The sequence below is a fragment of the Pseudoalteromonas sp. NZS11_1 genome, from assembly GCF_015864275.1.
Classification (GTDB): Bacteria; Pseudomonadota; Gammaproteobacteria; order Enterobacterales; family Alteromonadaceae; genus Pseudoalteromonas; species Pseudoalteromonas arctica.
This window is the reverse complement of the sequence record NZ_JADYXK010000023.1, coordinates 1-26,905: the sequence shown is the minus strand read 5'-3', so window position 1 is coordinate 26,905 and position 26,905 is coordinate 1. Positions and strand designations below refer to the sequence as shown.

Below are 26,905 nucleotides of genomic sequence, written 5' to 3'. Positions count from 1 at the left end.
AATTTACTTACTTATCTTTACATAAAAACTTTAAAACAGAGGTGGTATGCAGGTAAAAAATGAATATTTAATGCTTAGGGGGGCTGGAGGGTCTTAAAATAAGGTAAATCATTACCGATACTTCTATTACTGCAACGAGATAAATAACCCAAATAGGGGCGGCTGAATACAGTAAAAATATAAATCCAATTAACATGCCAATGGCGGCGTAGCATTTGGCTTTAACAGGCACTACTTTATGGGCTTGCCATTGCTGCAGAGTTACACCGTAACGAGGGTGGTTTAACAGCCATTGTTCAAGCGCGGGTGATGAGCGAGTAAAGCAGGTGAGCGCTAAAATAAAAAATATAGTGGTAGGCATGACCGGCAGCACAATGCCAATAATACCCAAGGCTACAAGTATTAAGCCAAGCGCTTTAAACCATAAGTTTTTATAACAAATAAACACTGCTTTTATATTCACTTAGGCTCTTTTTAGGCGTGTTATGGTATCTCTAATTGTAGGCTAAATAGCTATTAATTCGAAGCTTAAAATCAATAAAAAAGGGCAAACTAAGTTTGCCCTTTTAAAAATAAATGCGGTTAACAGTTTAGAAGTAGTAACCAATATTTATGTTGAAGCGACGTTCTGTATCGCCATCACCAATAATTGTTCCGCCAATAAATGGCTGGTTACGTGCTTGAATAAAGTCGAAGTAACTAAAGAAACCACCTGCAGCAACACTCATACCCGTTACGTTCATCCATGTATCTGCGCTATCGTCAGACTTGTCATAAATAATGCCGTAATCGTTGTAAAATTGAATGTCGGTAACTGGGCCCCAATCAAGCGAGTAATTATAAGCAACGTTAAAGTTAGTCATAGTTGCTTCGCTAGATACGGTATCGTAATAAGCATACGCACCAACAACAAAACGGTCGCTGCTGTCGTCTAGATCGTAGTCGTATTCACCGTGTTGAAATTGGATATTCCAGTTGTTAATTGTGCTATCAACATGAAATGCCCATGCGCCGTAGTTACCTGCACGATCGTTACCGTCATGTAAGCCACCACTTAATAATGATACACCCACATCGGTAGTTATATTTTTGCTGTGTTCAATTTGGTATGTTGCACGCCCGGCAAAGGTATTGTATTCGCCTATGCGAGAGCCTGGAGCATCGTATGTACCTTCCTCTGCTGAGCGACTACCAATAATGTCGTAAGAGTAACGATGGTTAATATCTGAAGAGCCACCGTCTATACCACCTAGCTCATCATTTTTGAAAAAGCCTAGGTCTAGTTTCCAGTTATCTTTAAGCTTACGTTTTACTACTACACCTAAGTCAAAGTCGTCTTCTAGACCTACGTAATAATTAGTACTGAAAAAGTAGCTGTGTGAGTTGTATGGGCCATTACCAAAAGGCACAGGTGCAATACCTGCTTGTCCTTCCCAGCCATCTGCAAACTCGTAACCTAAGTAAGCATACTTAACAACGGTCATGTAATCGTAAAAACGTATTTCGCCGTTAAGTGAAATATCGTTAATCTCACCAGATACATTTATACGGAAAATATCAAAATCAAAATCGCCACCGCGATCTTGGGTATCTTCATCGTATGTGTTGGTGCTGTAATTAAAGCGTATTGCTCCACCAACTTTAATGCCTTCATCTTTTTTCTCAGGTTCAGCTGCGGCAACTTCAACTACTTTTTGATCAGATTTTTTACTGATGTTTGCAACTTGTTGTTCGTGCTGCTTATTAATTTGCTGTTGTTTTGTTTTTTCATCAGCTAACTTATTTTCAAGCAATTGCATTTGTTGCTTTAGCTGTTTAAGTTGGCTTTGTAGTGTGTCTAGATCATCAGACGCATAAGAAGTGCTTGTAACACCACCTAGGACTAGTGCTAGTGTTAATTTTGAGAGTTTAGTCATAATAGCCGCTCTGCTTGTGATTAAAAAATAAAAAATTCAAGACGTCAAAAAACGCCTTACGTTTAGAGTAAGTACAAAACTATGTATTTTTTTTATTGTTTATTCTTTAGGAGCTTGAGTAAGTGCACCAACTTCTAGAAGGGGCGATGCATCTAATTTATCTGCATCCATCATCGCGGCTACACGCTGCATTGATGAGAGTAAAAGGCTCTGTTCCCACTCAGCAAGCGCAGAAAACTTTTCAATAAAGTGTTCTTGCAATGGCTGAGGTGCTTTATCAAGTAACTCTTTTCCTTTCTCGGTGAGGTATAAGCTCACTCTGCGTTTATCCATTTGACTGCGTACGCGTGTTACTAAGTTTCTGCTTTCTATTCTGTCGAGAATATTGGTGACCGTTGCTGGGCTTAAATTTACGTTTTGAGCAATACGGCTCGCCGTTATTCCATCGGTTTTTTTAACTTCTTGCATTATAAGCAATTGTGGGCCAGTTAAACCCGAAGTTTTATTTAGCTGCTTAGAATGTAAGTCAATCGCGCGGATCACTTTACGTAAAGAAACCAATAACTCGTCATATTTTTGCATTTGCTTATCTCATCGATGGGGCGGTAGTTTGCCGTAATCGCGAAATGTTACACATCAAATAAATTGAATTCAAACAATATATTGCACATTAGGCCGCTTTTGTTGGTTTTTAATAGTTAGAGCAGTAACTAATGTAAAATTATATTGTTTAAATTATAGTAAATTTTCTTAGCATCTTGTGTGCATTAAGTTGCGCACAGTACGTATGTTGTGAATAATTGGCAAGTCTTATTGTATAGACTTTAGTATTATTCATTTACAGCTGTTAGTACAAAGTAATTGTTTGTGAGTTTACTGTATATGTATTAATCGGCAATGAACAAATTCAGCAATCAATATTTAATATCAATAGCGTATACTTTAAGCATGCATTATTGTTTCTGCACAAATATTAAAAATCTTTAGTATCAGTATTATAGGGGAAGGTATGAAATTATCGCCATCAGTTAGCATTGAGCAAAGCGAAACCGGTCTTGAGTTTATTAAAATAGCTAGCTCAAAGTGCGACGCAAAAATATTTTTGCAAGGTGGGCAAATTACCGAGTTTATCCCTAAAAATAACAAGCCACTTATATGGGTATCACAAGACGAAACTTATCAAGAAGGGGCAAGTATTCGAGGTGGTATTCCTATTTGTTGGCCGTGGTTTGGTACACACGCGAATGATGGCTGGCCTGCCCATGGTTTTGCGCGCACAAGCGTGTGGCAAGCTGATGAAGTACACGAATCTGATGAGCAAATTACAGTTAGTTTAAAGCTACCCATGAAGCTTGTTAATACGACGTATTGGCCACATCAGTCAGCATTAAAAGTTGAGTTTGTGTTAAGCGACAAATTACAGGTTCGCTTAACGACCGCTAACTTAGGGAGTGCGCCATTTAGCTTTACTCAAGCGCTACATACCTATTTTCCTACATCAGACATTACAAATACCCATGTAGATGGTTTGCAAGGCGCGCAATATATTGAGTTTAGAGAAGGGCCATTTGTACAAAATGATGTTGTAAGCTTTAATCGCGAAACCGACATGGTTTATACACAAGCAAATACAATGCAAACTATTAAAACGCCAGAAGGTGTTATTAATGTGAGCCGCGAAAACTCAAGTTCGTGTGTACTGTGGAACCCATGGATAGAAAAATCAAAACGCTTATCTAACTTTGCTGATGATGAATATAAAACAATGCTCTGCTTAGAGGCTGCTAATGTACTGACAGATAAAGTAACGCTTGAGCCAAAACAAAGCCACACCTTAATAACCACCATTGGTTGGTAAGCTAGCCATAATTAAAAGCAGGAATAGGGACAAATAGTGTTTAACAATCAACAAATAATGGATTTACCAAAGCATAGTGATATTAGCTTTAAGCCATTGGCTGATAAAGCCTTATTACATACACAGCTTAGCTCGCTTCTGTTTTATATACCGCTAATTGGAGCGCTTATTGCTGTTTGTTATTTTAATGAAGCCTTTGCTAATAATGCACAAACGTATTTGCTAATTGGTATGCCTATTTTGGTGGCAGTATCTATGGCGTACAACATGATAAGTGTGAGGCTGCGAGGTTTTGCAGTGCGAAATCATGACATTGCTTTTAAAAAAGGCGTTATTTGGCAACAAGTGACGGTATTACCTTTAGCGCGTGTACAGCATATGGAAATACACCAAGGGCCAATAGAGCGAAAACTTAGCCTTGCGAGTATTAAATTATTTAGCGCTGGCGGTGTAAGTGCCGATTTACAAATTAGTGGGCTAACCCATGATGATTGTAAAAATATGCGCCAATTTGTACAAAACTACCGCCAAGACGACGCAACTACTCAGGCAACTTTAGTCGATGAGTAATACAACTATCGAAGATAAAGCGAGCCCTATTTACTGGCAAAAAGTATCGCCCTGGGCGCTTTTATACTTTGTTGTGCACTTTAGTGTGCGCTTTGTAAAAGATGGCCTTTTAAACTTACTACCTATGCTTGTCGTGTTTGTTACTCAAGTAGAAAATAAGTTGTTTTGGGCACAGGTTGCAGGTGGGATTGCGCTAATTTCGTTGCTTATTTACTCATTTTTATATTATTTAAATTTTAAGTTTTGTATTAGTAGCGACAACGAAATATTGCTTAACAAAGGTGTATTTAAAAAAGAGCGACTTACGCTTAAATTTGGCCGTGTGCAAAACGTTAATATTGCCGAGCCATTTTATTTTACCCCCGTAAACTTAGTTAATTGTATTTTTGATGCAGCTGGCAGTGTGTCGCAAGAAGTTGTTTTACCTGGCGTCACTAAAGATTACGCACAGCAAATGCGTAAACAAATATTTGATTTTAAAGCGCAGCAACAGCAAGAAATACAAAATACTGAACAAAGCGAAACAGACACTATCGAAAACAGCCTAAGCATTAGCAATAAAGAAATAGCCAAATTTGGTTTGATGTCGAATATGGCTATTTTAGCAATCGCTGCTTTGGCCCCTTTTATAAACCTGATTGTTGATTTTTTAGAGAAGCAAATTATTGCGAAAGTAGAAGGCTTTTACCAACAAGAGCTTGGTATGCTGGCAAGTGCTGCTACCTTTGCGATGATCACCTTAATTGTTTTGTTAGTTTTGGTGGCTGTAATGCTATCGGTGACTATGTCGCTTATTCGTTTTTATAACTTTGAGCTTTATTTTAAAGGTCAAAAGTTTAAACGTATTGCTGGCTTGTTAGAGCGTCATCAGCTTTCAATGAGCATGGATAAAGTGCAATCTATTGTTATAAAGCAAAACCTAATGGGGCGATTGCTAAAGCGATTTACCGTTGAGTGCTTGCAAGCAAGTAGCGGCGGAATAGCAGCCGGTGTTGCGGCTAAAAAAAATAAACAAACCTTAGTATTACCTGTATTAAATAGCGAACAAGTTGATAGTGTATGCCAATGGATTTACCCGTGGTTTAATAGTAAAAAACTCGCTTTTAAGCGCGCAGAGCGAGCGCTTTTGTATAAAAATTTAGGCTTTTATTCATTGTTACCCAGTGTATTAGTGTTTGGCTTTTGTTTTATTGCTGATATTAATACTTTGATAAGCCTTGGTGTTTTGGTGGTGTTTTCTGGCTTGGTAACTTTGTCGTATCAGCGTTATGGTTATTACATGCATGAGGATAATGGTCGATTTTACATGGTTGTACGCAAAGGTATGATTGGCGTTCATTACCGTGTTTTTGAGCTTTATAAAGCGCAAAGTGCACGCAGTATAAGCACGTACTTAATGAGAAAGTCAGGCTTAAAAAGCCTGTATATACAACTTGCTTCAGGGTTTGCATTTATGCCCTACATAAAGCAGCAAGATGCTGACTTTATTATTGATTTTACAATTAAGCAGATTGAGTCAGATACTCGCAGCTGGATGTAAACTCCCCTAGTAAAACATGTGTAAATACACATTTGCACATGCTTTATTACACTTTCTTACTGCCCATGAAAGACATTTAATAATACCCTAGATGGTATTAAGGAATTCTTTTAGGGACGCTCATGAAAAAAACACTTATCGCATCAGCTTTATTACTAGCAGCACCAAGCTTTGCAGCCGATTGGCAAACTATTCATACCGAACATTTCAACATTCACTACAGTGTTGAGCATGCTGATTTTGCTAAATCAACTGCAACAGAGCTTGAAATAGTTCGCACCAAAGTGCTTGAGCAGCAAAACAGAGCACTTGATAAAACAGTTGATGTAGTGGTGTTTGATCCCCTAAATGCAGCAAACGGCTTTGCGTTACCTACCTCAAGTAACCCTGTAATGACACTTTTTACAACCCCACCACAATCCGACACAGTTATATCAAACAGCTCTGGCTGGCAGCAGTTGCTTGTGTTGCATGAATATATTCACTTAGTGCACTTAGCACAGCCTACACGCAATCACTGGCAGCAGAAAGTACGTGGTATATGGGATTTATACGACTTAACCTACAGTGATACGCCGCGCTGGGTAGCCGAAGGTTATGCCACATTGATTGAGTCTAAAATGACGGGGCGTGGACGTTTGTTTGATAACTACTCAGAGTCAATACTGCGAGAATTTGCTCAACAGGGCGCACTGCCAACCTATGGGCAGTTAAATGGCGAGCAGGGCTTTATGGGCGGCTCAATGGCGTATTTAATGGGTAGTCGCTTTTTAAATTGGTTAGAGAAAAACTATTCAGAACAAACACTCGATAGTGTTTGGACGCGAATGCAAGGCGTAAAAACGCGGAATTTTGATGAGGCATTTAGCGGTGTGTTTGGGCAAAGTGCAGCCAAGCTATATCGCCGATTTATAGCTGAATATACCTATAAAGCAATGCAAATAGAGCAAGGGGAGCCGTTACTTAATAGTGAACTTTGGCTTGAGCTTAACTTATATGCAAGTAACCCAGTACTTTCAAAAGATGGTAGTAAAATTGCGATTGTTGAGCGAGATAAAGAGAGTAATACCAAGCTTATAATTTATAGCACGGATGACAACATTAAAGCGCAAGAAGAGTTTACTAAAGCGCAAAAAGAGCTACTCGAAAACGATGCACAAGATATTCCCGATACAGCGCCCAGTGTGTTTAAGCGCGAACAAAAACAAGTGCTTAATCAAATTAACCGAGCCGGTATTGCAAATCCTCAATGGGTAAATAGCACAACTTTATATTTCAATGCGTACAGCAATGAAGAGTCGGGTATTTATAACAAAGTGTCTGACATATTTAGCTATAACACTGACACTGGAAATATTACACAACTTACCGAACTTGCTGGTATACGACGATTTGGCGTAACCAGTAACGGCGAAACCTTGTATGGCGAGCAAATAAGAGATGGCTACTCTGAATTAGTAAAGGTTGATCTCAATACGCAAACCATCACACCATTATTTACAAAAAGCCTTGAGACAACTTACGATTACCCAATACTCAGTCCTGATGAAACTAAATTAGCTTATTTATCAACGTCATTAAATGAAAATTGGCAATTGTATATACAAGGTGTAAACGGCGAACAACAGCTGTCAGTACCTATGCCAAACGGGTATCAATATTTAAGTCAGCCAAGCTTTAGCCATAATGGCGAGTCACTTTATTTTGTTGCAGGTTTAAATAGCGCCACCGATATTTATAACTACAACATAGAGAGTAAAACACTCACCAAGTTAACCCAAGGGCAAGAGGCCGTTGCCCACCCAATTGAAATGGCTGATGGCTCGTTACTCTATTTTTCGATAACTGCAGATGGGCCAAATGTAATAACACTGCCAAAAGCTATAAAAAGCACTGTAGTTACTGAGTTTGCAGCTAACAAAAAAGCACCGCTGCTAATAGTAAACGAACATACACTTCCAAAAGCTAAAATATATAAGCACGAAATTACAGAGCAAACAAATTACAACGTGCTCGACCAGCACGCTACTTTCGCGATTGGCTCTCAATATTATTCGGCTTCTACCAGTTTGTTAGATTTAAGCATTAAAAGTAGCGACTTATTAAAGCAGCTCGACTTACAAGCGGGTTATAGCACTGATTTACACGATGGGGCATTGCACGGTGGTTATGTGCAGGCAAAATATAATGCGCTTGATGTAAAACTGAAACTTGCACTGTTTGACTACAATTTAGATACATCGCGCCAGTATCAGCAAAGTCTAAGTGCAGACATGGATGCCCGTGGTGGTTTTGCCGCAATAAGTTACCCCGTTATATTTGGGCAGTTAAGTTTAACGCCAGAGCTTGCCTACAATTACACTGATTATAAGCAAAGCCATAAAAGTTGGACGCGTTTAGGTATTGCTCAAAATTGGCAATATGATCGTCAAGACTTTGCTATAGGCCAAAGTATTTATGCGAGTTGGTACGATGGCAGTAGCAAAAGTAATAATTGGCAAGGTTATGATTTAGCCGCCAAAATTTTTGGTAAAGCGTTTGGTATTCCTCTTTATGCAAACTTTGATCAAAAGCAACGTGACGACAGCAGCCTTGCATTAGGTGGCTTTAGCTCAAATCTTATTAATCAGCAGCAAAATAGTGAATATGTACTTTCATCTGAGCTGCCTTTTTACAGTGCAACTGCAAAGCGCTATCAAGGCTACGGTGGCGGCTTTAGCTTTAAAGAAGGCATGCCGTGGCTTTATTATAAGCAACATCAACTCGACGACACCGTATACGCACAAAGCTACGGCTTAAAATACCAAGGTGACTTTAGTTTTGGAATGGGGCCAGCAGGTGTAAACGATTTAACGTTTAATATGGGACTGTCGCGAGTAGAAGGCGACAGTTTTGAAGATGAAATGCGAGCGTGGCTGAGCTTTTATTATTCGTTATAAATATTAATTGGCTAAGTTACTTATCCATCTGCAAGGATAGTAACTTAGCTTGATATACATCGAGTTTTTGATTATCACGTTCTAGTTCAATTGCTTTCTCAAGTAAGGTTTGTGTTTGTTTAATATTACCTTGTTGATAGCGAACTTTTGCGAGTTCCAAGTATAGCTCAGCAATGTAAGGCGCTTTAGTAATCGCTTGCTCAAGGTGTGCTTTAGCCTGATGAGCGTGGCCAGCTTGTAAGTTGTTTTTAGCGATCACTAGTAATTCGTATGGGTCTTTCTCTTTATTAATTAATTGTGAGGTGAGCTCTTTAACAAGCCCTTTGTCGCCTAATTTTTTAGCTAAAAGCTGATAGTTGCTGATTAAATTAATACTTATTTCATTATTACTAAGTGCTGTTTGATAGATGTTTTTAGCGCTTTGTAAATCACCAGCCCGACGATGCAAAACGCCCGCTATATTAAATAATTCAGGATCATTGGGAGTGTATTTGTTTGCTTGTAAAATAAGTGAGTAAGCAATATCCAGCTGTTTGTCTGCTAGCGCTATTGCAGCTAAATTACTGTAAAACTTAGAAACTAAATCGTTATAGTCTGCGCTGCTTGAATAAAAACTGCGACGGGTAGGGAAGTAGTCGATTAAGGTGCCCGCTCTGAAAAATTCAACAATATTATCATCTTTTTTCTCTACTTTTGGGGCGTATACTCTTGTTCTAAAGTGGCTTGCTACATAAACAACATTATTTTCTTTTGCGTATACAGGCTGACTTGTTACTTCTTGAAAGCTTGTTTCTAACCCGAGAGCTTGTGCATAGCTTTGCGTTAAAATGGCTAAACTAATGCAATTACCTTGCGAACGCTTTAAGGTTTGAGCTGAAGTAAGTGTATCGCCATGGTATTTAAAGTTAGCTATCTGGCTTTCGAGGTAGTTGTAAATAATGCGGTCATGACGGATTTCAGACTGTTTTTGTTTTTCGGCATAGGCTAAAAATTTTTCTTTTTCAGCATTTGGTAACTCAAAAATACTGTGCTCAGAAGGTGTGTCGAGTTTATTAAACAAAGAATGGTTTAATAGTTGTTCAAGCTCTATTTGTTGTTCTACTTGCTGAACCTTGGTTGTGTTACATCCAACTAAATATAAAAAAGTAATACAGACTGCTATTTTATAAAACATCATAAACCCACTCCATTGTTAAATTTTACATTACAATGTGGTGGGTTTTTAATCAAGCACTTGCTGTACTGCGTTTACTTAAGCGGTTTTTTTGTGATTGTTTTTTACGTTTTCGGCGAGTAAACCATAAGTAAAAACCAGTACCTGCTAGCCACACTGGGCTTAAACCAATTACGCACCACAGTATTTTACTTATTAGCCCTGCAAAGTAGCCAAAATGAAGCTTTCTAAAGCTATCAATTACCTGCCAGCCAACACCTACTTCGCGAATATCCCAGTTGGCTATGTGCTCGCCTGTTAGCTTGTTATAGCTAACCGTATTGGCATACTCACTAGCAAGTGGGTTGGCGGTATCGACTTCGCCGAATAAGGTAATGTTTTCGTCAGGCTCGAGTGGCATAACTAAAAACGTGCCGTTAAAAGTGGGTATTTGCTTTTTACTGTCATCAAGTATGCGTTGAAACGAAATATCGCTACTGTGTAGGTTTTTGGTTAGTACAAAGTGCTCTTCCTCTGCGTGTTCAATAACTTCGTGATACCACACCGCCCAGTTAAAGTAGCCACCTGTGATAGCTAAAATAATAATGATGGGAGATCCTATAACCCCCGTCATTTTATGAATGTCGCTAAGTACAATTTGCAGTGTTGCACGCCAGCGCACACTAAATAGACGCTGCCAAAATTTACGATAAATAATAAGCCCAGTAATACCTAATACCAATAAAAACAGAGCAAAAAAGAAGCCTAGTACAGTGCCTGTTTGCCCTGGCAGGTTTTTAAAGTCGTTCAGTAAAAAAGTGTAATGTAGTTCTAAAAACCAATCGGTAAAATAATGGCTGGTACCAACAGGTTCAGACAAAATGTCACCCGTATACTGGTTTAAATGAAACTTATACCATTGCTCTGTGCCGCGTTTGACTAAGTAAACCCGATCAGCTGTATCATCGTTAAATATTTCCCAACTACCTACTACATATTCAGGGTAAGCATGCTCTGTTTTTGCAATTAACGTGTCGATTGGCATGCGCTCTGGCAGTGCATTTACAACAAAGTGGCTGCTTGGCATAAGTAAGCCATCTATTTCACTTTTAAAAACTAATACGCTCCCTGTAATACTAATAACAATCAATGGAATGATAGCTATTAGAGCGATCCAACTGTGAATTTTAAAAAGAGTTTTTCTCATAGGTAGTTTTATATACAGCAGTTAATGACTTGCGCATGATAACAACTATCATTTTTATTTAATAGTTAGGCGGTGAGGCTTTCTATTAAACCGGTAAACCGTGAACTTAATTCTACGGTTTTTGTATACCTAGCTTGCCAGTACCTAAAACAAGAATTTCTTATTTAGTTGAGTTAAATTTACCCGGCTCTACAATGCCGCGCTCATAGTAAAAGCCTTTTAAAACAAATGTTTATTAAATGTTTTTATTTTCGTGATTAATTAACATTTATGTAACGAGCGAGGTTGCTTTGGCGCATTATTTGCCTATATTGTCTTCATTTATTTTGGTTTTTAGTTTTTTACCATTACTAAACAAAATTCGAAAAAATCGTAGTGTCTCAGGTTTATCACTATTGATGATGACGTTTGGGTTAGCACAAAGCCTTTATTTTATAACCTACAATATTTATTTTGAGCGTTTTTATATTGCGTTACCATTTATTGTAACTGGTGCGTTAAGCGGACTTATTTTGTATTTTTTTGCACGTTATAACGCAGCTAAACGAGAACGGGTACAGTTGTTTACTATGCTAGGTTTTTCGTTACTGCCTTTTTCACTGCTTTTGAATTCAAGCCTCGATACTGCAACGGTATTAAGCGCTTTAACGTATGTTGGCCTTGTGATGAGTTCGGTACGTGTTATGCCGCAAACTTATAAAACATTGCGTACGGGTAATGTGAGTAATTTAAGCGCGCGCTACTTTAGCTTGCAGTTTATTGCTGGTATTTGCGGCTTAGTTGTTGAGCTTACAACAGTTGCTCCAAGCACGGCGCACTTACTTATGTTTATTATGCTATTGCTTACCAATGCTGTGCAATTTGGTTGTATGCAATATTATAGAATGCGACCTGTAATGGCTTGAAAACAAGCTACTTAAGTTCCTATTTAGCTTAATTTATGGCAAATTACTTTATCTAATAAAAGGATAAAGTATGAATTGGAATCAGTTTGGCTATATTTGCCGTGTTAATAGCTCTAAAACACTAAGTACAGAGCAAAAAGATGAGCTAAGTACACAGTCCCATTTAAATATGTATGCCAATAGCGGGTCGCATAGTAAATTAGCGCATAATCTGGTGACGCAAATTGCATCCCAAGATGAAGCAACATCGCAAAAGCAAGCTACGTATTATCAATGTTTACCGGAATTAGTTAACGAATTTAAGTTTGAGCACAAGGGCTGGCTTAGTTACTTAACCATTGTATTTGTTATTTATGTTTTATCCTCTTTGTTGTATCAGTCTTTTGTTGTGCCTACTTTTGTAGAGATATATAGCAAGCATACTATTTCTTTAAATCATGTGTTTGATGATTATTTTACTTACTGGTATGTGCCAATTATTTTACTCGTTTTATTGCTGAGTATTATTTTTACCGTTATTTTAAAGCTAAAAAATGTAAGTGCTCTCACAGAGCTAAAGCCTTTTTCGGGTTTATTTAAATTTCTTATTCCTCGTCAATTAATTAATGAGCATAACTCTTTAATTACCACGCTATTATTTCCAAGTAATCATAAAAAGGGTGTTAAAGCCTCTACACCTCAAACCCAGCACTTAGCTCAATGCGAGCTGCTAGGTTTAGAAACCCAAGAAGAATTTAAAGCGTTATTAAAGCAGCAGCTAAAGTTACTTAAAACACATATTAAAAGCTTTATAAGTAAGCTCGTTATTGTTTATGGTTTGGTCATTGTTGTGTCTATTTGCTTATTTGTGAAAGCGGCTTATCAACCACTATTTATGCTAGGAGAAGTGCTATGAGAACAAAAGGATTTACGTTAATAGAGTTGATGGTGGTGGTGTCCATTATTGGTATTTTAGCTGCGGTTGCGCTACCTCAATACAGTAAGTATATACAACGAGCAGAACTTGTTGACCCACTTGCAATGGCAGCTGCCATTAGAGAAGACGTTACGGTTTATTATCTTGAAAACAGGCGTTTTCCAGCAAGTAATGAACAAGCCGGTGTGCCTGCAAGTAAATTTTTGATTGGCAATCGGGTAACAGGTATTACAGTTGATAATGGTGCTATTCATATTAGCTTGGGTAATAAAGCTTCACAGCTTTTGCAAGATACAGTTTTAACATTCAGACCCGCAGTTGTAACGGGAAGCCCTACAAGCCCGATTGCGTGGTTATGTGGGTTTGACGAACCGGTAACTGGCATGCAAGCGGTTGGCGAAAATAAAACAACAGTACCAAAAGAAATTTTACCTTCAGCGTGTATATAAAATAGTTTAGGGGATTAAAGTGCAATTAGCTATTCATCAAATTGATGCGTTTACGAATGAGTTATTTAAAGGTAACTATGCGGCAGTGATCCCACTAGAATCGTGGTTAAGTGACGATTTAATGCTAAAGGTTGGCGCTGAGAATAACGTATCTGAAACTGCTTTTACCTGCCTGCAAGACGATGGAAGTTTTGTTATTCGTTGGTTTTCGCCGTTAATGGAAATCGATTTTTGTGGTCACGCCACACTTGCGGCTGCCTATGTTTTATGTGAAGAGCATAACATATCGCAAATTCGCTTTATTGCTGATGCGGTGGGCGAGCTAATCGTTAATAAAAACGCTGATGGTAGCTTTGCAATGACCTTTCCAAAACAAGCACCGGTTGAAGTGCAAAATGTGCCTCAGCAACTGCTTGATGGCCTGTCTATGCAACCGAGTAAAGTGCTTAAAAATCGCCAAGCCTACTTTGTTATTTATGAAAACGCCGATCAAATACTTGAATTAAAAACTAGCTCAGAGCTTTTAAAAACGCTTTATCCACTTGATGTAGTTGCCACTGCTGCAAGTGCTGAATATGATTTTATATCTCGTTATTTTTGGCCTGCAAGCGGTGGCGACGAAGATTATGTAACAGGCTCTATTCATACTGGCTTGGCACCTTACTGGGCGCAGCAATTGGGTAAAACTACGTTAAGCGCTTATCAGGCTTCAAGCAGAGGCGGGTATTTACTATGTGAAGTGGGTGATACAACCGTCACCTTAACGGGGCATGCTGTAAGGTATTTAAAAGGCACTATTTATATTTAATTAGGAGCTTTATATTTGACAAGGAACAAGGTTTAATTATTCATTTCAAAATCATACCAACTGCTTGTTTTTTATTATTATACTAGTCGTTTTTTTAAGCTACTTCCTTTATTTTATCTATTAATATACGCATTTGTAACAGTTGCTTACAAATGTCACCTTAATGTTTCATATGGCTCTGGTATTATGACGTTAATAGAATTTTGGGGATAATAGGATATGCAAACAAATTCACTTAGATGGGTTTTTCCATTTGTAGCACTAGTTGTTGGTGTTGTTGGCTTTATGGGAATAAATGCCATTGCACAAGAGCCAGAAAAAAAAGAAGTAATTGATACTCGTCCAACAGTGCAAGTTGAGCCAGTGGCTGCAAACGATCATCAAGTTATTATTAATAGCTACGGTGAAGTAAAGCCTCTTGAAAGTACACAGCTTTCGGCGCAGGTGTCGGGTGAAGTGTTAAGTTGGCATCCTAATTTTGTAGCCGGTGGCATCGTTGCTCGCGGTGAAACGTTATTCACTATCGAAAAAGACAACTACGAAGCAGCAGTACTTGTTGCAGAGGCAGAAATTGCTCGTGCACAAGCAGGCTTAATTGAAGAGCAGGCCCAAGCTCAAGTAGCCGCAGATGAAGCAAAGCGTTTTCCAAGTAAAGCGCGTACCGACTTATTTTTACGTAAGCCTCAAGTGTTAAGTGCGCAGGCATCTGTAAAGTCGGCGCAAGCTGCATTAAAACGTGCACAACGTGACTTAGATAATTGTGAAGTTACAGCCCCTTACGATGCATTGGTTATTAGCCGAAATGTAGGTGTTGGTCAATTTGTCACTATGGGTTCGCAAGTTGCTGAGCTCAATAATATTGAAACTGCTGAAGTGATTATTCCTATAGCAGGGTTCGATAGCGTTTTTTTGCCAGAACGTATTAAAGGCATTACCGCGACGATTATTCAAAAGGGCCTAAACAGCTTCACCCGTGAAGGTGTAATTGACCGCGACCTAGGGATTGTTGATAACGCTACGCGTATGAGCAGTCTAGTAGTGCGTATAGAAGACCCATACGGTCTTAAAAACATACAACCAGCCATTAAGTTTGGCAGCTACGTACAGGTGAATTTTGCAGGTGCAATGCTTAATAATATTTACCGTTTACCGCAAGCTTTGGTTAACAACCAAACTGTGTGGGTAGTAAACGAAAATCAAGAACTAGAGCCTCGCAAAGTAACGGTTATTCGTGAAGAGGGTGAGTATTTTTATATTAGCAGTGGTTTAAATGTCGATGACAAACTTGTTATTACTCTACCTGAATACCCGCAAAAAGGAATGCAGGTTAAAATTGCAGGTGTAGCTGCAAAACCTGAAAGCTCAGAAACGAGCACTTCAAACACGCAACAGCTGTAGGGTGTAATAGTTATGAGCGAGTCAATACAACAAAAACAAACAGGGCTAATTGCCTACTTTGCTAATAATTCAGTAGCCGCTAATTTAATGATGTTTTTTATCATTATTATGGGGGCTATAAGTTACTTTACGATTCAGCGTCAAATGTTTCCTAATGTAGAGATTAACTACATTAATATTGAGGCTAATTACCCAGGTGCCTCTCCTCAGGAAATAGAAGAAAGTATTCTTATAAAAGTTGAAGAGTCACTTAAAGATATAACCGAAATTAAAAAAGGCGTGTATCGCGCATTTAGAAATGGTGGTACAGCCAGCCTGGAAATAAACACCGATGCAAAACTTACCGATGTGCTTGATAAAGTAAAGTTGCGTGTTGATGGTATTGCGACTTTTCCGGCGGGTATGGAACCGGTCACCATAAGTCAGGTTGAGTTTAGGCAAGACGTAATAGGTATGACGCTCGTTGCTGACTTACCACTTACAGAGCTTAAGCCTATAGCAAACCAAATAGAGGATGAGTTACTACAGTTATCTAACGTGTCGTTAGTGGTAAACGATGTTCCTCTTGATGAAATAGCAATTGAAATAGAGCCCGATACGCTGCGCCAATATAATCTAACCCTTAGTGATGTGATGAATGCGGTACGCCGTTACTCAGCTAACTTTTCGGCGGGGCAGCTAAAAACAGACGCAGGTGTTATTTCTGTTCGCGTCGAGAATCAGTTTTACTCGGGTGAAGAGTTTAGGCAAATTCCGGTAAAAATTGGCGAGTATGGCGCTAAAGTTTTACTGCAAGATATTGCAGTTATTAAAGATCAATTTACCGAAGGTGAGCGCTACTTTAAGTTTAATGGCGAAAACGCGGTGTATTTATCGGTAAAAGCAACGCAAGAGCAAAACATGATTCCCGTTGCGGATTCGGTTAAAGCGTTTATTGATCAAAAAAATAAGCAACTACCGCCGGGTATTCGATTAGAGCCATTAATGGATATGACCTACTACCTAAATGCTCGCCTTGATATGATGAAAGCTAACCTGTTTCAAGGTGCCATTTTGGTGGCAATTATGTTGTCGTTATTCTTGCGTTTTAAACTAGCGCTTTGGGTAATGATTGGCTTACCTGTTTGTTTTTTAGGGGCCATGATGATGATGCCACTATTTGGCATTAGCATTAACATTATTTCGTTATTCGCTTTTATAATGGTGCTCGGCATAGTGGTGGATGATGCCATAGTGATAGGGGAAGCTGCCTACACCGAAGTTGAAAAAAGCGGCGGTGGTGTAGAAAATGTTGTGCGTGGCGCTAACCGAGTCGCGACCCCAGCAACCTTTGGTGTGTTAACAACGATTGCTGTATTTGCACCATTCACAATGTCGAGCGGGCCAGAAAGTGCCTTCTTTTATGGTATAGCCGTTGTGGTAATGCTGTGTTTAGTATTTAGTTTGATTGAATCAAAGCTGATACTGCCAGCTCACATTGCTCATACGCACTTTTCGCCGATTAAAAAAGGTAGCTGGCGCGATCGCTTCAATACACGCTTTTTTGGTTTCGTAAATGGCCCATACAAACGTTTTATTGCTAAGTGTGTTGATTGGCGCTGGACTGTTTTGTTTGCTTTTATTGCAATGTTTATAATTAGTATTGCACTTATTACGTCTAATAAAGTACGTACAGTTCCAACTCCTAAAGTGCCGCACGACTTTCCACAAATTCAAGTAGAAATGAACGACAACGTTTCTGACTTACAAACCATTGCTGCTATTCGTGAAATAGAAGCTATGGTACTTAGAGTCGATGAAGAAACTGAGCGTGAGTTTGGCCAAAAAATTATTCGTGATGTATTGGTATTTAATCAAGGCAGAACTGAGTCGCAGTTACTAGCTCCATTAGTTGACGAAGATTCACGTCCATACAATGCATTTGAACTTTCTCGCCGGTGGCGTGAGGCTATGCCGACTATTGCTGGTATTAAGTCGTTAACTATTCAAGACGATGTTGGTGGCGGCGGTGGTAATGGCGGCGGCGAGTTTGGCTATTTACTGTATGGCTCAGACATAGATACTTTAAATCAAGCGGGTCGTCGTTTTATTCAATTACTTCAACAGCAAAAAGGGTTGTTTGATATTAGCTCAACCATAGATCCTGCGAGCAAAGAAGTGCAAATGAGCCTTAAACCTGTTGCTTACGATTTAGGCTTAGATTTGGCAGGTATTGCAAATCAAGTGGGAGCCAGTTTTTATGGTGGCGAAGCGCAGCGCGTAATCCGAAACGGCGAAGAAGTACGCGTAATGGTACGTTACCCTAAGCTGACTCGTGAGGCATTTTCATCGCTTAAACACACCGTTGTTACCACCCCACAAGGGCGAGAAGTACTTCTTGGTGATGTAGTAGAGCTAACAGAAACGCCTGGTATTAGCTATATACGCCGCGAAGGTGGTTACCGTACCGTGTATGTTTATGGCAATATTGATGAAGAGCAAATTGAGCCAGGCGAAGTGGTTAAGCAAGTAAAAGAAAATCTACTACCACAGCTAATAGAAGAATTCCCAAGTGTTAAATCAGAGCTCGGTGGCGCAATAGAAGAGCAGCAAGCTCAAGCTAATGAGCAAATAATGTTTTTTATTGGCGGAATGATTTTAGTATACATACTGCTAGCTGTGCCGCTTAAAAGCTATTCACAACCGCTTATTGTAATGTCGGTTATTCCGTTTAGTTTAACCGGGGCTATTTGGGGTCATTACTGGTTTGATTTAGATATGAGCTTAATGTCGGGATTTGGCTTAATTGCCGCAGCAGGTGTTGTTATAAATGATTCACTTGTAATGACAGATTATGTAAACCAAGTTCGCCGCGAAGGTGTTAGCGTTAAAAATGCAGTAATAGAAGCCGGTTGTGCCCGCTTTAGAGCAATACTATTAACGTCTATAACAACCTTTGCTGGTGTATTACCTATTATGTTTGAAACAAGCCTGCAGGCTAAGTTTGTAATACCTATGGCAGTAGCACTTGGCTTTGCTGTTATGTTTGCAACGTTAATAACGCTTATATTAGTACCGTGTTTATATATTATTTTAGGTGATATTGGTGCCGTATTTAAACGCCCATTTAAAAGCCGAGCTGTGAAAGTCTCGTAGATAAAAAACATAAAAAAGCACTGACCGTTATTAACGCTCAGTGCTTTTTATTATCTATTTATTGTTGTTAAACTGGCTACAACAATAATTAATCTTTAAATTGCTTATGGCAATCTTTACAGCCTTTAGCCCATGCGCCAAAAGCTTTACCAATTACGGCTTTATCGCCCGATTGGGCTGCTAACGCTAGCTTATCTGCATTTGCTGCAAAAGCATTCGCTTTTTCAACAAAGGTTGCATTTTCGGCCCAAACAGCAGCAAGTGCAGCTGTATCGCCTTTATCTGTCCCTTCGTAAAACGCTTCCCATGGCATTTTTGAAAGTGCAGCAGCGTTGTTAGCACGCATTTTAAATTGCTCTGCGTCAAAAGGTACTTTACCTTTTAGCATTGCGCCCATGTCACCAATTTGCACTGAGATCATTGAAAACGCAGCTTGGCGGTATTCAATCGCGTCACTTGGTTCTTTAAATGCAGAATTTGCCGATACGCTAAATGCACATGTAGCTAATGCTACACCTGCTAATATTTTTTTTAATTTCATAGTTTGCCCCTGTTGAGTATTATTCCTAATTTAATATCTTGTATGCAACGTCATTTTTATTCAAGCGAATACGACGGATTTAATGAAAAGTTAATCATTAATGCCTATATCGGCAAATATCATGCCTCGTCGCATGCTGCGCGTTGCTAAAAATACTTCACCTAATAACGAAATAAATGCACAAATGAGTAACGCCATGGCAGCTACAAAACAACAAGCAATGGTCACGCTTAAGTTAATTGATTGAATGTGCGACAAGAATAAAAACATAACCACAGCACATACAAGTAAGGCACTTAATACACTTAAACTAAAAGCAATATGTATACATCGAGATCTTTTTAATAAAGCGCGCAGTTCTGTTGCTAGCGACTTACTAAAATCGTCATCTGTATTTACTTTTAATCTTCGCTCCAGTAAACGCGCTCTGTCGGTAATTCGTGCTAAGCGATTAGATAAAACACCTAAAGTAGCAGCAATACCCGTGATTAAGAATACAGGAGCGACAGCTGTTTGAATCACTTTGGCCATGGTTAAAATGTTTATTACTTCGTTATTCATTACTACCCTTAATCAGTTGAGCTTAAAAGTGATTTATATATCTACAGAGTACCTGATGTAGGCTTATTAAGAAAAGAGGAATTACGTTGATTTACTTTACATAGCTTCACAAACTAAATCACAACATAGGTTATTTTTAGGTATATTTAATTACTTAATAAAAAATAAAAATACAACAAGGACTTTGACTGATGAAACGTACTCCATTCGCACTCGCAGCACTATCGCTCGCTATTTTAAGTGGCTGTAATCAAGCCCCTGAAGAAACCAAAAAAAGTAATACACAAGTTAAAACGGTTCAAGTAGCCCAAGCTGTAGCGCCGGTAGCTAAAAAAGTGCCACATGAAATGACTATTCATGGTGATACACGTATAGATGATTACTATTGGCTGCGTGATGATGAACGTAAAGCACCTGAGGTAATTAACTACTTAGAAGCTGAAAACACATACACTGATGCAATGCTCGCACATACTAAAACGCTGCAAAGTGAGTTGTTTAAAGAGCTAAAAGGGCGTATTCAAAAAGACGATGATTCGGTCCCAGTTAAAAACGGTGATTATTTTTACTCAACACAAACACGTGGCGATAACGAGTACACTACTTACTTACGCAGCAGCGATTTTGCAGGTACCGATCAGCAAGTTATTTTAGATGTAAATGAGCTTGCTAAAGGTCATGATTATTATGCAGTAAGTGGTTTAGATGTAAGCCCTAATGGCAATTTAATGGCTTATGGCGAAGATACTGTTAGCCGTCGTATTTATAGCGTAAAAATAAAAGATTTAACTACCGGTAAATTACTCGAAGACACACTTGAAGGCACCAACGGTGGCATTGTGTGGGCAAACGATAATAAAACGGTTTACTACATTAAAAAAGATTTACAAACTCTACTAGGTTACCAAGTGTATCGTCATACATTAGGTACATCGCAAGCTGATGATGAGCTAATTTACGAAGAAACTGATACCAGTTACTACATGGGTATGAGTAAAAGCAAAGATGAGTCAGAGATTTATATTTGGCACAGTAGCACGGCTGCATCAGGCGTATCTGTATTAAGTGCTGATGATACTAAGGCAATGCCTAAACGCTTAATTGAGCGCGAAGCAGGGCTTGAATATGATATTTCGAAGCTAGGGAATACTTACTACATTGTAACTAACTTAGATGCTGTAAATTTTCAGCTGATGAAAGTTGATATTGATAAAGCAGGCGACAAGGCTAATTGGCAAAGTGTGATCCCAGCGCGCGATGATATTAAACTCGAAGGCATTGATTTATTTAATGACTACTTAGTTTACCAAGAACGTGAAATGGGCCAATCAAAGTTGATTGCGCGTGATTTAAAAACAGGTAAAGAGTTACCACTGAGCTTTAACGATAGCGCTTATACAATTGGTACTTATGGCAATAACGATATAGATAGCAGCACGTTACGTGTTTACTACACAAGCATGACCACTCCAAGCTCATCGTACGATGTAAATTTAGCGACTGGCGATAAAACGCTTCTTAAGCAACAGGTTGTGTTAGGTGATTTTGATGCTGAAAATTACGCTTCAGAGCGCATTTTTGTAACAGCACGCGATGGCATAAAAGTACCGGTAAGTTTAGTTTACAGTAAAGATGCGTTTAAAAAAGATGGCACTAACCCGCTACTGCAATATGGTTATGGGTCGTACGGCGCAACCATGGATCCAACGTTCTCAAGCTCACGTTTGAGCTTGTTAGACCGTGGTTTTGTATTTGCAATTGCCCATGTACGTGGCTCGCAAATGCTAGGTCGACCTTGGTACGAAGACGGCAAGCTACTCACTAAAAAGAATACGTTTAATGACTTTGTTGACGTAACCAAAGCATTGGTTTCTCAAAAGTATGGCGCAAAAGATGAAATATTTGCGTTAGGTGGCAGTGCTGGTGGCTTATTAATGGGCGCAGTAGCAAACCAAGCGCCTGAGCTTTATAAAGGCATGGTTGCTGCGGTACCGTTTGTAGATGTAGTAACAACGATGCTTGATGCGAGCATTCCGCTTACAACAAATGAATACGGCGAGTGGGGTAATCCGAACGAAAAAGCGTATTACGATTACATGCTGTCTTACTCGCCATACGACCAAGTATCTAAGCAAGCATATCCTAATATGTTGGTAACGACTGGCTTGCACGATTCACAAGTTCAATACTTTGAACCTGCAAAATGGGTTGCTAAGCTGCGTGACTATAAAACTGATGACAATAAGTTACTGTTTAAAATAGATATGGAAGCAGGGCACGGCGGCGCATCGGGTCGCTTTAAGCGCTTAGAAGATACCGCGCTAAACTATGCATTTATGCTTAATTTAGCGGGTATTAAAAAGTAATTAATTTATATATTTAAAATAAACAAAAATGTAAGGTGCTTTTTAAGAAAGCACCTTTTTTTGTGGCAAGTTAAAGCTAAACATTGTGCCTTTACCAATTTCACTTTGTACGTAAATTTCGCTATCCATCAGTTTTAATAACCCTCTGCAAATAGCCAATCCTAAACCACCTTGCTGGCGCCCTTCTTTATTAGAATTACTTGCTTGGTAGTGCGGATCAAAAATAGCATTCAGCTCATCTTCTTTTATGCCTACGCCCGTGTCTGATACATGCACAAATAGTTGATTATCGTCACTGCGTTTTACATGTACTGCAATGCTGCCGCCGCGAGGGGTATGCCTAATTGCATTATCAATTAAGTTACTTAACACGCGCTCTAATTTAGCTATATCGGCAACCACAGGAAAATCACAAATCGCAGGTTCTACCGACAAACTAATGCCTTTTTTGTCAACGGCTAAACTAAATTTTGCCATGCAATCGTAAATGAGTTCACCTAAATTAAAGGTTTCTTTATTTATACTTATTTCGCCATTTTCTAAGTGAGCAAGTTCAAATATTTGTTCTATGAGTAACTTTAATTGCCCACAATTATTAAGCGATACCTGTAAGTATTCTTGCTGCTCTTGTTTACTTAGCTGCTCGCCTGACTGATTTAATACTTCTAAAAACCCCTGCAGTGAAGCAAGTGGTGTACGTAGGTCGTGCGATAGATGGGTCAGCAACTCTTTGCGTTGTTTATCGCCTTGTTCAAGCGCTTTAAACTGCTCGTTAATACGCGTTAGCATGGCTTGAATACTTCGCCCTAAACTATGCACTTCGTTACTTTTTTGCGTTGAATAGTTACTTAGCTTGGTGTCGGTAAGGCTGTAGTTAGCGGCTTCAATATTACTAACATCGCGTGCTAAGCGCTGAATTGGGTTGGTAAAAAAACGTAGTAAAATTAGCATCGCAATAAATAAAAATGCGAGTGCAGAGCCAAGCCATAAAGCAGCTAGCCATAACTTATCATTATTTTTTACAGTGCTTAGTGAGGTATCGTAAGCCTCACCACCAATAATTACATATAAATAACCTTGTAGCTTATCTTGATTAAATACTGGCGCGGCTGAAAATATTTTTTGTTGCTCTTTATTACGAGGATTATCACCATAAATAGGTGCAGCGCTTGGGTCGTTAATCAGCCTTTTTAAAGGCGTTAAACTAATATGCGTGCGTTTAACTTTACCCGGCTTTGCTGAGTAAGTAAGAATTTTTCCGGTTTCGTCTACAAAATAAAATTCAAACGCCGGGCCTAATAACATTAAGGTATGGAAGAGGTTTTCAAGCGCTTTATAGTCGTAAACCCCTTCTTTTATTAGTGGGTTATCTTGTACTAAATGTTCCGCTAACGCTAAGTGCAGATTTTGTTCGGCGTGGTGTTTTGAAGTCAGTTCTAATTGCTTGCTCCAGCCGTAAACTAGGGCGCAAATAAAACAAAAAATCACGACTAGCGATATAGCTAATTTTTGATACAAAGATAATTTCATAATAGGTGTCTTAATTGAGTTGGCTAGGGTTTAGTTTGTAACCAACACCCCAAACTGTTTCGATGATAGGCGCTTGTTGGTGTTCTTCTAGCTTGGCACGTAAGCGGTTTATATGTGAATTAACCGTATGCTCGTACCCACTGTGTTGGTAACCCCATACTTTATCGAGTAACTGCTGGCGGCTAAAAACATGATTAGGATGGCGTGCAAAGTAAACGAGTAAATCAAATTCGGTGGCGGTAAGGTTAAGGGCTTGCTTGCCTAAATACACTTGGTGCGAACTAAATTCTATATTGAGTGAGCCTACATTTAGTGTTTGTTCGCTATCAACGGGGGAGTTGTCGTTATTTTGGTTAGCGAGTAGCTGTGCTCTGTGGCGTAATTGGGTTTTTACTCTGGCTTGTAATTCGCGTGCAAAAAAGGGTTTACAAATATAATCATCGGCGCCCATTTCAAGGCCAATAACTCTGTCCATATCGCTACTAAGCGCGGTGAGTAAAATTACGGAGGTAGTTGGGTAATGCTCTTTTATTTTTCGGCATAAGCTCAAACCATCCATTTGGGGTAAGTTTATATCGAGTAAAATAAGTCCGTAGGGATGCTTAGCTATTTTTTTTAAGGCAAGTTCTGCGCTTACAACATGATCAACATGTAAGTTAAGCGACGTTAGCTGCGTGGTAATTAACTTACCTATTTCTCTGTCATCTTCTACTACTAATATTTTTTCGTGACGCATGTATTACCTCGTAAAAAGGGGGGCATCCGTGCTCCCTTACTTCCCCATTACAAGCTGAAACGTTACTGCGTGCGCGTAATTACTATTTTCGATACTGGGTTATCAAACTTATGTTCAACACCAAGTGCTGATGTAGATAATCCATCTTGATTTGAAACAATGCCTGGATGCATCGTTATTATATCGGCTGTATCGTCACGTATTTCGTTGAACCCTTCACCGCTAGCGGCAGGACCTGGCACAGTTTCAGCTGTTTCTGTATTTGCTTCCGTACCCGCATCATAAGCAGTCGTAGTGCGTGATAACGAACCGCCAACTTCTAATGTTGATACATCTAAAGAACTAAGACCGGTAAAAGCATCATTTGTATTCCCAAGCATGGCAGCAAATGACAAATTAAGCGTTTCTTGCTCTTCAACAGTAATGATTACTGTGGTGGTTTCACCAGGGCCAATAGCGCCTTCAGCTGAAACTGCAGCAAGTGCACTTTCGTAGCTGAGGTATTCTTCATTTGCACCGCTTTCTGCAAGCATTTCTAAACCAACAGAAGCTGTAGTACCGAATGACCAAGGTGCTTCATCTTCAAAAGCAATGACAGAGAGTGGTGACAAAGGCTGTCCTGCAGTTAAGTTACTAAAAGTAATAGTAAACTCACTGATCACAGGTTCTACAACAATTGGCTCAACAACGACCGGCTCTTCAACCACTGGGTCGTTATCATTATCGCTACACGCTGCAAGTGTGGTTGCAAGTGCAAGCACTAGTAGACTTTTTTTAAGGTTGTTAGCAGATGACATAATCATGCTCCTACTTAACTGTAACGGTTAATTGCGCTACTGGGTTTAACCATCTGTGTACTGTATTACTTAAATCGCTATTACCCGCTTCTAAATCGTCATCACCTAAGCTACCTGGGTGAATATGGATGCTTGTATTTGTATCACCACTTAATATACCTGTACCGCCAGTGCCAGCGTCGCCACCTGGAGCCGCAGGAATACCCGGAGTACCTGGAGCGCCAGAGCCTTCAACTACAAGCTCATTGTTCTGTTCTGTGCCTGCATCGTAAGCATTTAAATTAATTGTGTAAGTACCCGCTTCTGTTGGGATTTTCCAGCTGTTTAAGCCTACAAAGCCATCATTAGTTGGTAGCATCATTGCAGTTAATGATAGGTACTCGTTACCGTCGGTAGTGGTAAGTGTTGCCGTTGTAGATGCGGCTGGTGCAAGTAAGCCTTCAGCTGGATTTGCAGCCATATCACTGCCCGCTGCAGTTGCTTGTGCAACTAGCTCTGCAATATCGCCGCCTTCAGCCATTGTTTGTAATGCTGTAGATGCCTCTGTTGCTACTTCAAATAGTGTGTCTTCGCTGTTGTGTGCTGTAATTAACAGTGGAGTGAAGTGAATACCCTTGGTTAGGTTAGTAACTTTTAGGTCTAATTCTGCGGCCATAGTCGATTGGCTAGCTGCCGCTAAAAGAATTGCAATTGTTAATGTAGAAGTTTTCATTATTATTCCTGTAAGTGATGATTCGAGTTAAGTATTGAATAATCGTCTCCAGAAACTCTCACAAACTTATCACTTTTTTATCACAAGATTTTACGCTGTGATTTTTAAATACAAATACGTTGGTTGATTTGTAGACATTTGTTTAGTTAAGAGGCAACATACATAAAACAAAAAGGAGAGTGTTATGGAAGAAAATCAACAGGTTGAACCAGTTAATAAAGATGACCGTATGTGGGCTATGTTATGCCATTTGAGTGCGCTTGCCGGATTTATTGTGCCGTTTGGCTCAATAATTGGGCCATTAATTGTGTGGTTAATTAAAAGAGATGAGATGCCAGTTGTTGACGTGCACGGTAAAAAGGCGCTTAACTTTCAAATAACGATGGCAATTGCATATGTAGTTTGTTTTTTACTGATGTTTGTAGCAGTAGGCTTAATATTACTACCTATAGTGGCAATTTTTGGGTTTGTAATGGTTGTAATGGCGAGTATTAAAGCTAACGAAGGTAAAGAGTTTAATTACCCGTTTAGTTTAAATTTGATAAAATAAAACCTCAGTTATTTTTATACCAATTGCATTAAATTAGTGATCTATTATAGCGATAAGAAAATAGCTCAATAACAAGGCTAAAATTATGATACATAGTTGTTCTATATAAATAATTTTTAACGTCGTTAGTGAGTTATTTAATACGCTAGAATGATCATGTTTTTAATAAAATTGGTATTATAAACCCAGCTATAGGCTTAACACCATTCAGTTAAGCATGCTTTGACTTAATGGTGTACCGAGTTTTTGAAATTCGAACGGTCCTACTTTTGGGCCGTTTTCTTTTTTCTGGAAGAATATAACGTTTCACTCGTTCTC

Annotated in this window: 23 protein-coding genes; 12 read left to right on the top strand and 11 right to left on the bottom strand. The window is 39.1% G+C overall.

Annotation, left to right across the window (positions count from 1 at the left end; translation table 11 throughout):
- Window positions 1-67: 67 nt before the first annotated feature.
- The 3 genes from I6F44_RS15110 to I6F44_RS15100 form a co-directional block, all read right to left on the bottom strand.
- On the bottom strand, window positions 68-463 hold the full coding sequence (locus I6F44_RS15110) for a YbaN family protein (protein ID WP_007580453.1): 396 nt from the start codon (window positions 461-463) through the stop codon (window positions 68-70).
- Window positions 464-590: 127 nt separating this feature from the next.
- Window positions 591-1,916 carry a hypothetical protein gene (locus I6F44_RS15105; protein WP_007580455.1) on the bottom strand — a complete coding sequence of 442 codons (1,326 nt, stop codon included), beginning with the start codon at window positions 1,914-1,916 and terminating at the stop codon, window positions 591-593.
- A gap of 99 nt (window positions 1,917-2,015) precedes the next feature.
- A complete protein-coding gene (locus I6F44_RS15100; RefSeq protein WP_010554531.1) occupies window positions 2,016-2,498 on the bottom strand; it encodes a MarR family winged helix-turn-helix transcriptional regulator in 483 nt (160 codons plus the stop codon).
- Between the two features lie 427 nt (window positions 2,499-2,925).
- Here I6F44_RS15100 and I6F44_RS15095 point away from each other — a divergent pair, with 427 nt between their 5' ends.
- The 4 genes from I6F44_RS15095 to I6F44_RS15080 all read left to right on the top strand — a co-directional run bounded on the left by I6F44_RS15095 (window position 2,926) and on the right by I6F44_RS15080 (window position 8,823).
- Window positions 2,926-3,774 (top strand): D-hexose-6-phosphate mutarotase, encoded by an 849-nt coding sequence (locus I6F44_RS15095; RefSeq protein ID WP_197174098.1) that lies wholly within the window; start codon window positions 2,926-2,928, stop codon window positions 3,772-3,774.
- Between the two features lie 36 nt (window positions 3,775-3,810).
- Window positions 3,811-4,344, top strand: coding sequence for a PH domain-containing protein (locus I6F44_RS15090; RefSeq protein ID WP_007580462.1), 534 nt, complete (start codon window positions 3,811-3,813; stop codon window positions 4,342-4,344).
- Window positions 4,337-5,884, top strand: a complete 1,548-nt coding sequence (locus tag I6F44_RS15085; protein WP_197174097.1) for a PH domain-containing protein — start codon at window positions 4,337-4,339, stop codon at window positions 5,882-5,884. The genes I6F44_RS15090 and I6F44_RS15085 overlap by 8 nt, the downstream gene beginning before the upstream one ends.
- Before the next feature lie 122 nt (window positions 5,885-6,006).
- Complete coding sequence (locus I6F44_RS15080) at window positions 6,007-8,823, top strand: TolB family protein (protein ID WP_197174096.1); 2,817 nt, start codon at window positions 6,007-6,009, stop codon at window positions 8,821-8,823.
- Window positions 8,824-8,839: 16 nt separating this feature from the next.
- Here I6F44_RS15080 and I6F44_RS15075 read toward each other — a convergent pair whose 3' ends face one another.
- Window positions 8,840-10,000 (bottom strand): tetratricopeptide repeat protein, encoded by a 1,161-nt coding sequence (locus I6F44_RS15075; RefSeq protein WP_197174095.1) that lies wholly within the window; start codon window positions 9,998-10,000, stop codon window positions 8,840-8,842.
- Between the two features lie 49 nt (window positions 10,001-10,049).
- Entirely contained in the window at window positions 10,050-11,183 is a 1,134-nt protein-coding gene (locus I6F44_RS15070) for a PepSY-associated TM helix domain-containing protein (RefSeq protein WP_197118339.1), read from the bottom strand.
- Between the two features lie 290 nt (window positions 11,184-11,473).
- Here I6F44_RS15070 and I6F44_RS15065 point away from each other — a divergent pair, with 290 nt between their 5' ends.
- The 6 genes from I6F44_RS15065 to I6F44_RS15040 all read left to right on the top strand — a co-directional run bounded on the left by I6F44_RS15065 (window position 11,474) and on the right by I6F44_RS15040 (window position 18,794).
- The gene (locus I6F44_RS15065; protein ID WP_165729355.1) at window positions 11,474-12,088 is read left to right on the top strand and encodes a PQ-loop repeat-containing protein; all 615 of its coding nucleotides are present in this window, start codon (window positions 11,474-11,476) and stop codon (window positions 12,086-12,088) included.
- A gap of 70 nt (window positions 12,089-12,158) precedes the next feature.
- A complete protein-coding gene (locus I6F44_RS15060) occupies window positions 12,159-12,983 on the top strand; it encodes a hypothetical protein (RefSeq protein ID WP_197174094.1) in 825 nt (274 codons plus the stop codon).
- Window positions 12,980-13,453, top strand: a complete 474-nt coding sequence (locus tag I6F44_RS15055) for a pilin (protein ID WP_197174093.1) — start codon at window positions 12,980-12,982, stop codon at window positions 13,451-13,453. The genes I6F44_RS15060 and I6F44_RS15055 overlap by 4 nt, the downstream gene beginning before the upstream one ends.
- 19 nt (window positions 13,454-13,472) lie before the next feature.
- On the top strand, window positions 13,473-14,261 hold the full coding sequence (locus I6F44_RS15050) for a PhzF family phenazine biosynthesis protein (RefSeq protein ID WP_197174092.1): 789 nt from the start codon (window positions 13,473-13,475) through the stop codon (window positions 14,259-14,261).
- A 219-nt stretch (window positions 14,262-14,480) separates the two neighbouring features.
- Window positions 14,481-15,659: an efflux RND transporter periplasmic adaptor subunit gene (locus tag I6F44_RS15045; protein ID WP_197174091.1), complete on the top strand. Its 1,179-nt coding sequence runs from the start codon at window positions 14,481-14,483 to the stop codon at window positions 15,657-15,659.
- 12 nt (window positions 15,660-15,671) lie between these two features.
- A complete protein-coding gene (locus tag I6F44_RS15040) occupies window positions 15,672-18,794 on the top strand; it encodes an efflux RND transporter permease subunit (protein WP_197174090.1) in 3,123 nt (1,040 codons plus the stop codon).
- Between the two features lie 88 nt (window positions 18,795-18,882).
- Here I6F44_RS15040 and I6F44_RS15035 read toward each other — a convergent pair whose 3' ends face one another.
- Entirely contained in the window at window positions 18,883-19,335 is a 453-nt protein-coding gene (locus tag I6F44_RS15035; RefSeq protein ID WP_197174089.1) for a c-type cytochrome, read from the bottom strand.
- Between the two features lie 90 nt (window positions 19,336-19,425).
- Window positions 19,426-19,896, bottom strand: a complete 471-nt coding sequence (locus I6F44_RS15030; RefSeq protein WP_197174088.1) for a DUF2721 domain-containing protein — start codon at window positions 19,894-19,896, stop codon at window positions 19,426-19,428.
- 191 nt (window positions 19,897-20,087) lie between these two features.
- Here I6F44_RS15030 and I6F44_RS15025 point away from each other — a divergent pair, with 191 nt between their 5' ends.
- On the top strand, window positions 20,088-22,262 hold the full coding sequence (locus tag I6F44_RS15025; RefSeq protein WP_197174087.1) for a S9 family peptidase: 2,175 nt from the start codon (window positions 20,088-20,090) through the stop codon (window positions 22,260-22,262).
- A gap of 42 nt (window positions 22,263-22,304) precedes the next feature.
- Here I6F44_RS15025 and I6F44_RS15020 read toward each other — a convergent pair whose 3' ends face one another.
- The 4 genes from I6F44_RS15020 to I6F44_RS15005 all read right to left on the bottom strand — a co-directional run bounded on the left by I6F44_RS15020 (window position 22,305) and on the right by I6F44_RS15005 (window position 26,037).
- Window positions 22,305-23,792, bottom strand: a complete 1,488-nt coding sequence (locus I6F44_RS15020; RefSeq protein ID WP_010554544.1) for a sensor histidine kinase — start codon at window positions 23,790-23,792, stop codon at window positions 22,305-22,307.
- Window positions 23,793-23,802: 10 nt separating this feature from the next.
- A complete protein-coding gene (locus I6F44_RS15015) occupies window positions 23,803-24,528 on the bottom strand; it encodes a response regulator transcription factor (RefSeq protein WP_197174086.1) in 726 nt (241 codons plus the stop codon).
- A 62-nt stretch (window positions 24,529-24,590) separates the two neighbouring features.
- Entirely contained in the window at window positions 24,591-25,325 is a 735-nt protein-coding gene (locus tag I6F44_RS15010) for a spondin domain-containing protein (protein ID WP_002962335.1), read from the bottom strand.
- A 10-nt stretch (window positions 25,326-25,335) separates the two neighbouring features.
- Entirely contained in the window at window positions 25,336-26,037 is a 702-nt protein-coding gene (locus I6F44_RS15005; protein WP_197174085.1) for a spondin domain-containing protein, read from the bottom strand.
- Window positions 26,038-26,221: 184 nt separating this feature from the next.
- Here I6F44_RS15005 and I6F44_RS15000 point away from each other — a divergent pair, with 184 nt between their 5' ends.
- Window positions 26,222-26,587 (top strand): DUF4870 domain-containing protein, encoded by a 366-nt coding sequence (locus I6F44_RS15000; protein ID WP_007580507.1) that lies wholly within the window; start codon window positions 26,222-26,224, stop codon window positions 26,585-26,587.
- Window positions 26,588-26,905 lie beyond the last annotated feature (318 nt).